The following is a 12,961-nucleotide window of genomic DNA, read 5'->3' on the forward strand; positions in this document are numbered from 1 at the left end:
AAAGTTAGCCACATGTAGCCCATGACCACATTCAAAGTATTGGTAAGTCGCAAAGCCATTCCCTGCTGTTCCACACTTGAACATCTTGGTGATTTCTGAATGATAGTAGTCGTTGTTATAGCGAGGATAATTGGAGACAAATATTCCCCCACGCTTCAGTGAAAATACCCTTAAATCGGAATAGCTTGAATTCAATGCCCTTGAAATTCATTCGCATCACATATTGTTGCAACCACGCTAATATACCAAAGATGTGAAATAGCTCAAAGCCCCACCACATAAGGCCTCTGGGAGGAAATTCCTAGGGGAAATGAAAATTCGAACCCAGTGCTGGGCGATTTTAGCCCGCAAGAATGATGAAATAATTGATGGAATTGGTATATCGCAATCAAATTGCGCAACTCAACCTTTAATCTCTGCACTATCGCGATTTAAAGGCATAAAAAAACCCTCGAAACAATCGAGGGCTTTTACTCTAAAGCTTAAGAGAAAATTACTTGTTCTTCTCTTCGTTTACTTTAGCGATAACTTCTTCTGCCACATTTTGTGGGCATGGTGCGTAGTGAGCGAACTCCATAGAGAATTGACCACGACCAGAAGTGATAGTACGTAGGTGACCGATGTAGCCAAACATTTCTGATAGAGGAACGTCAGCTTTAATACGAACACCAGTAGTACCAGCTTGTTGGTCTTTGATCATACCACGACGACGGTTAAGGTCACCGATTACATCACCAACGTGATCTTCTGGAGTGAACACGTCAACGTTCATGATTGGCTCAAGAAGTTGCGCGCCAGCTTTAGGCATAGATTGACGGAATGCACCTTTCGCTGCGATTTCAAATGCGATTGCAGATGAGTCAACTGCGTGGAAGCCACCATCGAATAGTTCAATTTCAACGTCTAGAGTTGGGAAGCCAGCTAGAACACCCTCTTCCATCATAGATGCAAAGCCTTTTTCTACTGCAGGCCAGAATTCTTTAGGTACGTTACCACCAACAACTGTTGAAGAGAACGTGAAACCTGAGTTTGGCTCACCTGGCTTGATGCGGTAGTCGATCTTACCGAACTGACCAGAACCACCAGACTGTTTCTTATGCGTGTAGCTATCTTCAACTGCTTGAGTGATAGTTTCACGGTAAGCAACCTGAGGAGCACCAACAGTTAGTTCAACACCGTAAGTACGCTTAAGGATGTCTACTTTGATGTCTAGGTGAAGTTCACCCATACCTTTCAGGATAGTTTCACCTGAATCTTCGTCAGTCTCAACTTGGAAAGATGGATCTTCTGCAACCATTTTACCGATCGCGATACCCATTTTCTCAGTAGAACCTTTATCTTTCGGAGCAACCGCGATAGAGATTACTGGTTCTGGGAAGATCATTGGCTCAAGAGTACACTCGTGCTTAGGATCACATAGAGTGTGACCAGTTTGAACGTTCTTCATACCAACTACAGCGATGATGTCACCAGCTTGTGCAGTTGTTAGTTCGTTACGCTCGTCTGCCTGCATCTCAACCATACGGCCGATACGCTCAGTTTTACCTGTAGCAGCGTTAAGGATAGTGTCACCCTTGTTCATCACACCAGAGTAGATACGGATGAATGTTAGCGCGCCGAAACGGTCATCCATGATCTTAAATGCTAGAGCACGTAGTGGCTCTTCTGCAGATACTGTAGCAACTTCACCAGTTGGCTCACCAGTTTCTTTGTCAGTCAGTGGTTGAGGATCTACTTCAGTTGGAGCTGGTAGATAATCAACAACTGCGTCAAGAACTAGCTGAACACCTTTGTTCTTAAATGCAGAACCACAGAATGTTGGGAAGAACGCTAGGTCACGAGTACCTTTACGGATACAACGTTTGATGTCTTCGATAGAAGGCTCTTCACCTTCCATGTAAGCTTCCATTAGATCATCGTCTTGCTCTACAGCAGTTTCGATTAGCTCTTCACGGTAAGCTTCAACGTCATCCAACATATCCGCAGGGATGTCTTGGATTTCGTAGTTTTCAGGAAGACCAGAGTCATCCCATACGTATGCTTTACGGCTTAATAGGTCTACAACACCAACGAAATCGTCTTCACGACCGATTGGTAGAACCATAACTAGTGGGTTAGCACCTAGAACGTTTTTAACTTGGTCAACAACGTTGTAGAAGTCAGCACCCATACGGTCTAGCTTGTTCACGAAGATTAGACGAGATACTTCTGATTCGTTAGCGTAACGCCAGTTAGTCTCTGACTGAGGCTCAACACCACCAGAACCACAGAATACACCAACACCGCCGTCTAGTACTTTAAGAGAACGATATACTTCTACTGTGAAGTCAACGTGTCCAGGAGTATCGATAACGTTTAGGCGGTGATCGTTCCAGAAACAGCTTACCGCTGCAGACTGGATAGTAATACCGCGCTCAGCTTCCTGCTCCATGAAGTCAGTAGTTGATTCGCCATCGTGAACTTCACCTGTTTTGTGGATTTGACCAGTTAGCTTCAGGATACGTTCAGTGGTAGTTGTTTTACCCGCATCAACGTGCGCGAAAATACCAATGTTTCTGTATTTCGATAAATCTGCCATTGTTTTACTCTATTAATAGGATATAAAATGCGCGCAGAGTATACCACAATCTGTCAAGACTGATACCTTTGTGTGCTAGAGAAGGTAAAAAACTTTGTTAACCTTTGCTAAACCTAAGAAGTTCGCTAATTTTGTGCGATTTTTAGCAGATTATTGCTGCTTTTAACCGCACTACTAAACAAATGTAGTGAGTTATTCTGCTTTTGCCGTTTACAATTTTTGCTTTTTTATAACTCATCGAATGCTTGAATGGCTTCCGATAGCTTTTTAACCCCATGAATTTGCATACCTTCTATGCCATTTTTTGGCATATTGGCACTTGGAACAATCGCTCGTTTAAATCCGTGCTTAAACGCTTCCATCAGGCGTTCTTGCCCACTTGGTACTGGTCGAATTTCTCCTGCCAAACCTACTTCGCCAAAAATGACCACATCTTTTGCTAAAGCTCGGTCTTTAAAACTGGATAGCAATGCCATTATCAACGCTAGGTCAGCACTGGTTTCTGTGACCTTTACGCCACCAACCACATTAACAAACACATCTTGGTCTGCCATCTGCAACCCGCCATGCTTATGCAATACTGCCAACAAAAGAGACAAACGATTTTGCTCTAGACCTACCGCAACCCTGCGCGGGTTTGCGAGCTGAGAATAATCGACCAAAGCTTGTATCTCAACCAACAATGGACGAGTGCCTTCCCACACCACCATCACAGAGCTGCCAGACGTTTCCTCTTCTCCACGTGACAAGAAGATTGCAGAAGGATTACTGACTTCTCGAAGGCCTTGTCCCGTCATGGCAAATACACCCAGTTCATTAACAGCACCAAAACGGTTTTTGTGACTGCGTAAAGTTCTAAAGCGGCTGTCACTGCCACCGTCTAGCAGCACCGAACAATCAATAATATGCTCCAACACTTTTGGCCCTGCCAACGTACCATCTTTTGTAACGTGACCAACGATAAACACAGCGACATTGTTTTGTTTCGCGTAACGAGTTAACGCCGTCGCCGACTCTCTCACCTGAGCAACACTGCCGGGAGAAGATTGTACATCGCCAACGTGCATCACCTGAATGGAATCAATCACCATAATTTTCGGCTGTTCTTGCTCTGCAACTTGGCAAATCTTATCGACGTTCGTTTCTGAGAGCATTTTGAGGTTATCTTTTGGCAAGCCTAAGCGAGAAGCCCGCAAGGCCACTTGCTGCAATGACTCTTCGCCGGTGACATACAAAGTCGGCATTTGAGAAGCGAGAAAACACATAGCTTGGAGAAGCAGAGTGGATTTACCTGCACCAGGGTTACCTCCAATCAAGATTGCGGCACCCGGCACCACACCACCTCCCAGAACTCTATCGAGCTCTTTGAAGCCGCTGGTAAAACGAGGAACTTCTTGCAAGTCAATCTCTGATAAGACTTGTACTTTAGACTCAGAAGCAGCACCAGCATAACCAGACAAGCGCTCGTTACGAGCAACAGACGGAGAAGCTGCAAGTCTCACTTCAGTAATTGTATTCCACGCACCGCAAGCATTACATTGCCCCTGCCAACGTGGGAAATCGGCCCCACAATCGTTACACACGTACGCTCGTTTTGTCTTAGCCATGAAACCTCATTACCCTAACTCTGTGACCCATAATAAGTTTTATTGATAACCTGCTAATATTCGAGTTGATAACCCAGAACTTTTAGCCACACTTATTGGTAGGTCTGTATTAGACCTAACTACGCAAACACTAAAGAAAATACAGACTAGGTCGATTTATTATTTAACATTCACTTTAACAGAAAAGTATGCAGGAATCTGAAATTCTCTCTTTAGCAGAAAAGCTAATACCAGCTTATCAATCAGAAGATTTCGACAACCTTCTCACCATGATGACAGAGGGCGTATCTCCTTCGGTCAAGCTTTTGGTCAAAATGGAGCTCAACAAAATGATGGCTCCGTGCACCAAAAGTGTCGATTTAAGAGGAAGGGTTCAAGGTGAATGTAGAGAGTATGAATTAGATGGTCGCAAACATTGGCTAGATGACGTCGCATTTAATGAGTATCAAAAGGGTACCAAAAAGTTTGGAGGCTATACCGAAGGCGTTTGGAACAACCTTTGTAACACTCGCAATAACTTTCGAGTTATGCAGCAAAGAGGAGACGACAAAAAAGAAGGCTTAACCAGCCCTGATAGTCCTTTCGAAGTTGAGCCTGTTACGTTGGGCTATGACCTCAAAAGACGAGAAAGCCGATTACTGTTTACCACTCAAGTTGAAGTAAAGCTTCCAAGTGGCCAACTTGTGCATGGTGTCAGTGTCGATCTTTCCGCTTCCGGCGGACGGTTTAAAGTTCCCACCGCTTTCACCTACAAACAAGGTGAAGTGCTTGATATATTGTTTACCGAGCTCAGCAAATCAAGCAAGGTCGTTGGACTCAATGACCCAGTACAATATCGAGTGGTTGGTGTCGATGAATCTTACGAAAATGACGCGGTCAAATTTTTACGAGTTTTAAGAATCACTGATACCGATATAATTCAGCAGGTAATCGAAGAGTCTTTGCAAGATAAAAGCCGCAAATCAAAAAAAGACAATCAAGACAAAATAATTCGCGCAAAAACACGCTGTTATGAACATGCATATTTGAAGAATGCCTGCAGCTTGCCGTTATTCTTTAGCGACAATACTTTAAAACTGGTGCTTATCACCGACAATAACCAACCAATATGGCGATACTGGCACGACGAGCTTAATCAGCAAAACCTAAGCGGACTATTTAACCATCAACGAATGAATAGGCTACTGGATTCTAACCCTCGTCATCAGTCCAATGTCATTTATTCTTTTAAGCATGCCCATCAAGGAAAACAGTTATTTTTCTCAATGTTGGGCTCAGAAGGCTCTCCTGAGCACTTGAAGCTTTTTTGGCATGTCGGTGCAAAAAAGGAATCTTGGCGTGCATTTAGGTTTTCAATATATGAACTTACCGACAGAGAACGAGAAGCATTAAATGTCCATTCTGAAGAGCTCACCTTAACAACAGAAACGTTGACTCATTATGGCATTCTACAAGAGATAGCGAACAATACCGAAGGTCCAGAATACCTAGAAATCGGCAAACCCAAGTTGCCGAGCAAAGAACTCAACCCCTTTAGGCAAACCCGAAACAATAAAGTACGGCCAACTTGTTTATTTTTTGACTCCAAGTCGCCTCGCAAAGAAGTACGTTATTTATACCGAACTAAAATCGCTATTACCTTCGGACAACATAGCGTTAGAGGCGCGACAATAGACTTTTCCAAACACGGGTTGAACGTTTCACTAACGACAGCATTAACCATTAAAGCTGAAGATATGTGCGATGTGAGCTTTAGTGAGCTGCAAATGCACGATAAAAAATTAGCTTTGAGTAATATCCCTTACAAAGTCATTCGAGTCGCCGACAAAGGCAAGCATTTACAACTCGTTATCGAAGAAAATAGTCACACAGTTAAAACCATTGCATTCCTTAATCGACTGATTGAGTACAACCAACAAAAGCTCGTACCAATCAAAGAAATTTTACCGACAGATGAATTACTCAATGGAGTACATGATGTTCTGTTAGATAAGTTGCTCTGTTCTCCTGTTTTTGTCGACAACCGTAATGGGGGCTTGAAGCCAACAACGATAGGTGTGAGTTATCCCCTTTCTCCCTATCTTGGCTTTCTGGCTAAACTGGGCCACGAACAAAGAGTATCACTAGAGCCTATCTTTAAAGGGCGAAGTAATAGTCTTCTTTCCACACCAATGAAACATGTAGAAGGTGCTGAACCTCAGTATCATGAAGTTTATATCACAGTAGTAAAATACAACGATCGAATTCGCTCCTTTGAAACTGAACTCAGCAGCGATTTTTACAGCAACAATGATCGAATCACTTTTATCCAAAAGTCCCTGCTGATGGGAGAGTTCTACGCAGTAAGAGTTTCTGGTGTGCCCGTTTTTAATCCAGATGCTCAACTAATGAAAAGTGATATAGCAGAGCTCGCATTAGTCAGTTCCCATCAAGCTCGTAATTTAGAAAAAGAACTCTCAGCAATTGTTGGCTATAGTGAATTTGTCGATGTGACAGAAGAAGTGCTCTTAAGGCTTGGTATAGATAGTGATACCTCTTGACCTGCTTTTGTTTAGAAAACAAGTGATTCTCTACTTTCAAATTCACATACATAAAAGCTCGAGTCACTTTCGGATAATCAAGAAGCAAGCCAAAAAGACAATATATTCTTTCTACCGAACACAAGAAGAGTGCAAGTTTTAGCAAGGAAACGTAAAACCAAGGAGAGCCTTTTACACTCACTTTAATAAGAATTTATTCGTTACTACCAAGCAATTTTTTTCTGTTTAGCAAGACCAGCAGACAAAATGCACATGACTCCACCTAAACCAACAGAACGTACAGCAGCTTGCGCTTTTGCTTCCACTTTTGGCTTAGCATGATAAGCAATCCCTAGCCCTGCGGCATTCATCATTTCGAGATCATTTGCCCCATCACCTACCGCAACTGTATTGTGCAATTCAACTTCGTACTGCTCTGCTAATTCAATTAAAATTTCAGCTTTCGTTTGTGCTGAAACGACATCGCCAATGACTTGCCCGGTCAGCTTACTATTTTTAATTTCCAGCTGATTAGACCTAGCGTAGTCTAAACCTAATAGGTCTCTTAAATGATCTGAAAAATAGGTAAATCCACCTGATGCAATCGCTATTTTCCAACCGAAACTTTTAAGAGTATTCATTAACTCAACCAGATCTGGCATTAAAGGTAGTTGTTGTCGTACAGTTTCCAAAATCGACTCATCAGCATCCGTTAGCGTATCGACACGGGCTCTCAAACTCTCTTCAAAATCTAACTCCCCTTGCATCGCTTTTTCTGTCACCTCTGCTACTTGGTCACCAACGCCCGCTAATTTTGCGATTTCATCGATGCATTCTATTTGGATGACAGTAGAGTCCATATCGAAAACAATCACTCCAGGTGAAGACAAGTCGGGTACATCAGATATATTGGCATAATCTAAATTAAGCTGCTGCAGTACGCGCTCTTTACTCGGCGTTAGACTTCCATCCATTAAAGCCACTTCGTATTTCCCAACCTTCCATATATCGACAATTGAGTGAGAAAACCCAGAAGATTCATCCAAGATATTTAGCGCCTCGGCAGACAAATACTCTGCAAAAACAATCCAATTAGCTTTGTTTTTTTCTAGTACGCTTGATAAACGTGTTTCAGGAAAGCGTGAAATTAGAGAAGTATGCCGCTTAATCGGTAGATTTTTTAACGAACCCATAAGGTATAATCCATAATAATAATTACAACTAGTTAACCGATTGCAAAGCAAAAACGCAAGCCTCATTATGGCAATCACTCTAAAAAAAGGAGTAGAGTCAGTTGAATTCTTCACTGTTTTCTTTTCGCGTCACTATAAAAGCCATCGCCATGATATCGTTACTCGTCATGGTTGCAGTGATAGCAATCAATAGCGTTCAAATAACAAAAAGCAATGAGCAAATTCAAGCTAATCAAATTGAAACACTTACACAGGTCCTAATATCTCAAGCGGCATTGTCTGCCAGTGATATGGTTGTGCAGCAAGACCAAGAAGGCCTTCGCAAACTCGCCAACCACTTAGCGGACGACAAACTGGTGTTCGATGCCACAATCTATGACGCAGAGGGAGTAAAGCTGGCCGCAAGCAACCATGCTCTATCGGTAAGAGAGGTACTTGGCCTTGATACTCCGTTATCAACTGCGCGAATAGGTAAACAGCAGCTTGTCGCTCCGATTTATCAAGACAAAAGTATCATCGGTTTTGTTCGAATCACCTTTGAGACCGGAAAGCTAACGGCGATTTCAGATCACTTCTATCGCAAAAGTGATCGCTATATGTACTCCATGGTACTGATGAGTTTTATTAGCGGAGCCTTGCTGATGCTTTTACTACTGAGGCGCAAAAACCGAAATGGTGGCGAAAACTTGCTGCTAAAAGATGTCAACTAAGTAGACAAACGTCGAGCTGAAAGAAGAATGCCAGCCGCTTTCTAGAGCGACTGGCATTTTTACAAAAAATAGACAGGATAGATTTATAAGAAGTTCTTACCGTAGTCCATCGGAGAGGTAGAGAAATAACTCGCCAGACTTTGGCCGATATCCGCGAAGGTTTCTCTCCTACCCAAAGATCCAGCCGGTACTTTCTGTCCATACACGATTACTGGAATATGCTCGCGAGTATGATCTGTGCCTTGCCAAGTTGGGTCGCAACCATGATCGGCTGTTAAAATTAGCACGTCATCTTCCTGCATAATATCAATCACTTCATTGATACGACCATCGAAGTATTCTAGGGCTGCAGCGTAACCAGCAACATCTCTCCGATGACCATAAGCAGAATCGAAGTCAACAAAATTAGTAAAAACAATTGTGTTATCTTCAGCCTGATTGATCGCCTCCAACGTTGCATCAAATAAAGCAGGGATGCCTGTCGCTTTTACTTTCTTAGTAATTCCACAATGCGCATAGATATCCGCTATCTTACCTATTGAAACGACTTCACCTTGTTTTTCCTCAACCAATTTTTGCAACACCGTCGCCGCTGGCGGCTCTACCGATAGATCTCGACGATTGCCAGTACGGGCAAATTCACCCGCTTTCGGACCGATAAATGGACGAGCGATAACGCGACCAATATTATAATCCTCAAGCTCTTCTCGTACGATTTGGCAAAGCTCAAGAAGATTATCTAGGCCGTAGGTTTCTTCATGACAAGCTATTTGGAAAACAGAATCAGCAGAAGTGTAGAAAATTGGCTTGCCGGTTCTCATGTGTTCTTCTCCCAAGTCATCTAGAACTTGAGTACCAGAAGCATGGCAGTTGCCCAAATAACCTGGAAGATTTGCTCTTTCTACAATTCTATCCAATAGCTCTTGAGGGAAGCTGTTGGTTAGATCGGTAAAATATCCCCAATCAAATAGCACAGGCACACCAGCAATTTCCCAATGTCCAGAAGGTGTATCCTTACCAGATGACAACTCTTCAGCGTGGCCATAAGCACCAATAATCTCGACGTCAGATTCCAAGCCTAGTGCGAATTCACCAGTCGACTCTTTGTGAGCCATTGCTAGGCCTAATTTAGATAGGTTAGGTAACGTCAACGGACCTTTGCGCTCATTGTTGTCAGCTAACCCTTTATAACATTGCTCAGCGATGTGCCCCATTGTATCTGAGCCTACATCTCCAAACTTGTCTGCATCTGCAGTTGCTCCAATACCAAAGGAGTCTAAAACTAAAATAAACGCTCTTTTCATCATATTCTCCTTCACTATTAGGCGATATTTTCTGCGCGTACACTGCAATAGATATCTGGCGTCGCTTGATATTCTCCGCCGATTGTCATTGCCTCTTGTAATAAATTAGCAGCGTGTTGCCACTGTGATTCAGTTCTAGCATGAATTACCGCTAGAGGTTTATTGCTATCGGCTCGCTCACCCAGTCGAATTATTTGCTCAAATCCTACAGCGAAATCAATACTGTCGGTTGGAACACGTCGACCCCCTCCCATAGCCACAACAGCCATACCAATGGCTCGAGTATCCATAGCTGAAACTACTCCATCCTTAAGCGCATAAACCGGTTTTACAACTTCAGCATGTGGCAAATACTTCGTGTAGTTTTCAATGAAATCGTCGGGGCCACCTAACCCTGCTACCATTTTACTAAAGCACTCAGCAGCTTTGCCGTTTTCGAGAACTTGGCACAACTTATCTCTGGCATCTTCCGCGTTCTCGGCTAGGTTGCCTAGCAATAGCATTTCGCTACACAAAGCCATAGTGATTTCAAAAAGCCTTGGGTTGCGATATTCACCTGTTAAGAACTGTACTGCTTCTTTCACTTCAAGCGCATTGCCTGCTGAAGACGCAAGAACTTGGTTCATATCGGTTAAAATAGCGGTAGTTTTCACGCCAGCACCATTGGAAACAGCAACGATAGAGTTTGCCAACTCTTCTGATTTTTCATAGGTTGGCATAAAGGCGCCAGAACCCACTTTTACATCCATAACTAAAGAGTCTAGGCCAGCCGCAAGCTTCTTAGACAAGATAGAGGAGATAATTAAAGATAGGTTATCAATCGTAGCCGTGGTATCTCGAACGGAGTAAATACGCTTGTCGGCGGGAGCTAAGTTGTCGGTTTGGCCAATGATAGCTACGCCTGCATTTTTCGTCACTTGACCAAAAACGTCATTGCTCGGGGTAACATTGTAACCCGGTATCGACTCTAATTTGTCTAAAGTCCCGCCAGTATGGCCTAAGCCACGACCGGAGATCATAGGTACTACACCGCCACAAGCGGCTATCATCGGCCCAAGCATCAGTGATGTGACATCACCAACTCCACCTGTTGAGTGCTTATCAATAACAGGGCCAGCAAAGTTCATGTGGCTCCAGTCAATGACAGTGCCAGAATCGCGCATTGCACAAGTCAGATCGATACGCTCAGACATCGTCAAATCGTTAAAACAGATAGCCATTGCAAACGCTGCAACTTGCCCTTCAGACACAGTATTATTCGCAACCCCATTAACGAAAAATCGGATTTCATCTGAACTCAACTCATCTCCATCACGTTTTCGGCGAATGATTTCTTGGGGTAAAAAATGTCGATTCGAAGACATACACGCCTCCTTGAATTGCTAGAAATGTCATGTATAAGGAGCCTTCCAATTGGCTCCATCACCCAAATATATTTAGCTAATGCCCAAGCGTATTAGTACGCAGCAGGATCAGCCTTTTCGTCAGTCACTTCTAGCGAATTCAATAGGTTGGTGAGTAGGCTTGATGCGCCAAAACGGTAGTGGCGGCTATCCACCCAGTTGTCACCCAACACCTCATCTGCCATTTGCAAATAGATTGCAGCATCTTCAGCGGTTCTTACGCCACCAGCAGGTTTAAAGCCAACTTTCTGCGAAACACCCATATCACGAATCACTTCTAACATCATACGTGCATATTCTGGCGTCGCATTTACTGGCACTTTGCCTGTCGAGGTCTTGATAAAGTCAGCACCCGCTTCAATTGCGATTTGAGATGCTTTCTTAATTAAAGCTTCTTCTTTAAGCTCACCGGTTTCAATGATTACCTTGAGTAAAATATCTCCACATGCTTGTTTGCACTGCTTAACAAGTTCGAATCCAACTTCTTCATTGCCAGCAATCAATGCACGATATGGGAAAACCACATCCACTTCATCTGCACCGTATGCTACCGCGGCCTTTGTTTCGGCTACCGCGATTTCAATATCATCATTGCCGTGTGGAAAGTTTGTCACCGTAGCAATTTTTACTTCTGGAGTACCTTGCTGTTTTAAGGTCTTCTTCGCGATAGGAATAAAGCGAGGGTAAATGCAGATCGCAGCAGTATTACCAACTGCCGTTTTCGCGTTATGACACAATGCGATGACTTTTTCATCGGTATCGTCGTCATTCAGCGTTGTCAGATCCATTAGTTTAAGTGCGCGTAGTGCTGCTGTTTTTATATCGCTCATTTCTATCTCCGATCAATGTCATTACTTCTTGATGAACGGACTTGATCCTTGAAGACTGACTACTTTCGTAGCGACTACATCCATGTAACCGTTAGTCTCTGTGCAATTCTGTACATCCCAGAACTTGCATTCGCCCTATTTCTAGGCTTAGCCGATTATAAATAGGCAGAATAGATTCTCGATGCGTATTATCAATAATTTTATGAAAAGTGAAAGAGGTTCGCCATGCGCAAACGGTTTGTATCTCAATTCTTATTAGCTCTACTCAAAGAAGCAAAGAAGCTAATTCGCAAACTCCACTTCTTATGGGTGGATAAATCTATGAGCCAAAGAAATAGCCTTATTCCTACCATAAGCATAAAAGCACATATAAGGTAAGGTCCACTTGGAATTTATCCCTCAACATCTAAAGGAAATATGATGAAAAAAACACATATCGTTTCAATTGGCCTTAGCTCAATTGCTCTTATGTTTTCATTGAACTCATCTGCAGCAGAATCTCATTACTACAGCGGACCACTCAAAGGTGTTTCAAAAAATACTTTAAGAGCGGGAGGGTTTCAATATGGTTTTAATATTGGCTCTAACGAGTGTAATGGCTCAGAGTCGGTTTACGTAGACGACAACTCTCAAGGTCAATCATTCTATGACACGGCAAACGCTGCTTTTCGAAGTGATAAATACGTGGATATCACCTATTACTGCAATGCTTCAGAATCAAATACAGCAAAAATTACCAGCTTGAAGATTCAATAGAAATGAAAAAGCGCCCTGTATGCTTAGGGCGCTTTGAACAATTTTAAGCGTGTAAATATTT

At 43.0% G+C, this 12,961-nt stretch carries 9 protein-coding genes; 3 read left to right on the plus strand and 6 right to left on the minus strand.

The genetic code is table 11. The annotated features are described in order from the left end of the window. Window positions 1-493 precede the first annotated feature (493 nt). Both fusA and radA read right to left on the minus strand, forming a co-directional pair. Window positions 494-2,578: an elongation factor G gene (gene fusA, locus ACM2FC_RS14945; protein ID WP_498481762.1), complete on the minus strand. Its 2,085-nt coding sequence runs from the start codon at window positions 2,576-2,578 to the stop codon at window positions 494-496. A gap of 227 nt (window positions 2,579-2,805) precedes the next feature. Continuing rightward, the gene (gene radA, locus ACM2FC_RS14950; protein ID WP_498481763.1) at window positions 2,806-4,185 is read right to left on the minus strand and encodes a DNA repair protein RadA; all 1,380 of its coding nucleotides are present in this window, start codon (window positions 4,183-4,185) and stop codon (window positions 2,806-2,808) included. 188 nt (window positions 4,186-4,373) lie between these two features. Between radA and ACM2FC_RS14955 the strand changes: the two genes are divergently transcribed. After that, window positions 4,374-6,725 (plus strand): PilZ domain-containing protein, encoded by a 2,352-nt coding sequence (locus ACM2FC_RS14955; RefSeq protein ID WP_498481764.1) that lies wholly within the window; start codon window positions 4,374-4,376, stop codon window positions 6,723-6,725. Window positions 6,726-6,928: 203 nt separating this feature from the next. On the opposite strand, the gene serB is transcribed toward ACM2FC_RS14955, so the two are convergent. After that, window positions 6,929-7,897: a phosphoserine phosphatase gene (serB, locus tag ACM2FC_RS14960; protein WP_498481765.1), complete on the minus strand. Its 969-nt coding sequence runs from the start codon at window positions 7,895-7,897 to the stop codon at window positions 6,929-6,931. A gap of 101 nt (window positions 7,898-7,998) precedes the next feature. On the opposite strand from serB, the gene ACM2FC_RS14965 reads away from it, so the two are divergent. Beyond that, window positions 7,999-8,607, plus strand: coding sequence for a YtjB family periplasmic protein (locus tag ACM2FC_RS14965; protein WP_498481766.1), 609 nt, complete (start codon window positions 7,999-8,001; stop codon window positions 8,605-8,607). Between the two features lie 83 nt (window positions 8,608-8,690). Here ACM2FC_RS14965 and ACM2FC_RS14970 read toward each other — a convergent pair whose 3' ends face one another. The 3 genes from ACM2FC_RS14970 to deoC all read right to left on the minus strand — a co-directional run bounded on the left by ACM2FC_RS14970 (window position 8,691) and on the right by deoC (window position 12,144). After that, window positions 8,691-9,911, minus strand: coding sequence for a phosphopentomutase (locus ACM2FC_RS14970; protein ID WP_498481767.1), 1,221 nt, complete (start codon window positions 9,909-9,911; stop codon window positions 8,691-8,693). Between the two features lie 17 nt (window positions 9,912-9,928). Beyond that, complete coding sequence (gene deoA, locus ACM2FC_RS14975; RefSeq protein WP_498481768.1) at window positions 9,929-11,275, minus strand: thymidine phosphorylase; 1,347 nt, start codon at window positions 11,273-11,275, stop codon at window positions 9,929-9,931. 92 nt (window positions 11,276-11,367) lie between these two features. Then, window positions 11,368-12,144 carry a deoxyribose-phosphate aldolase gene (gene deoC / locus ACM2FC_RS14980; RefSeq protein WP_498481769.1) on the minus strand — a complete coding sequence of 259 codons (777 nt, stop codon included), beginning with the start codon at window positions 12,142-12,144 and terminating at the stop codon, window positions 11,368-11,370. 420 nt (window positions 12,145-12,564) lie between these two features. On the opposite strand from deoC, the gene ACM2FC_RS14985 reads away from it, so the two are divergent. Beyond that, window positions 12,565-12,900: a hypothetical protein gene (locus tag ACM2FC_RS14985; protein ID WP_498481770.1), complete on the plus strand. Its 336-nt coding sequence runs from the start codon at window positions 12,565-12,567 to the stop codon at window positions 12,898-12,900. Window positions 12,901-12,961: the final 61 nt, after the last annotated feature.

The sequence above is a fragment of the Vibrio sp. A37 genome, from assembly GCF_059777565.1.

Excerpts from the sequence above, each read along its gene's own strand:
- deoC (WP_498481769.1), bottom strand. The coding sequence starts at position 12,144 with ATGAGCGATATAAAAACAGCAGCACTACGCGCACTTAAACTAATGGAT.
- radA (WP_498481763.1), bottom strand. The coding sequence starts at position 4,185 with ATGGCTAAGACAAAACGAGCGTACGTGTGTAACGATTGTGGGGCCGAT.
- ACM2FC_RS14985 (WP_498481770.1), top strand. The coding sequence starts at position 12,565 with ATGAAAAAAACACATATCGTTTCAATTGGCCTTAGCTCAATTGCTCTT.
- ACM2FC_RS14970 (WP_498481767.1), bottom strand. The coding sequence starts at position 9,911 with ATGAAAAGAGCGTTTATTTTAGTTTTAGACTCCTTTGGTATTGGAGCA.
- serB (WP_498481765.1), bottom strand. The coding sequence starts at position 7,897 with ATGGGTTCGTTAAAAAATCTACCGATTAAGCGGCATACTTCTCTAATT.
- deoA (WP_498481768.1), bottom strand. The coding sequence starts at position 11,275 with ATGTCTTCGAATCGACATTTTTTACCCCAAGAAATCATTCGCCGAAAA.
- fusA (WP_498481762.1), bottom strand. The coding sequence starts at position 2,578 with ATGGCAGATTTATCGAAATACAGAAACATTGGTATTTTCGCGCACGTT.
- ACM2FC_RS14955 (WP_498481764.1), top strand. The coding sequence starts at position 4,374 with ATGCAGGAATCTGAAATTCTCTCTTTAGCAGAAAAGCTAATACCAGCT.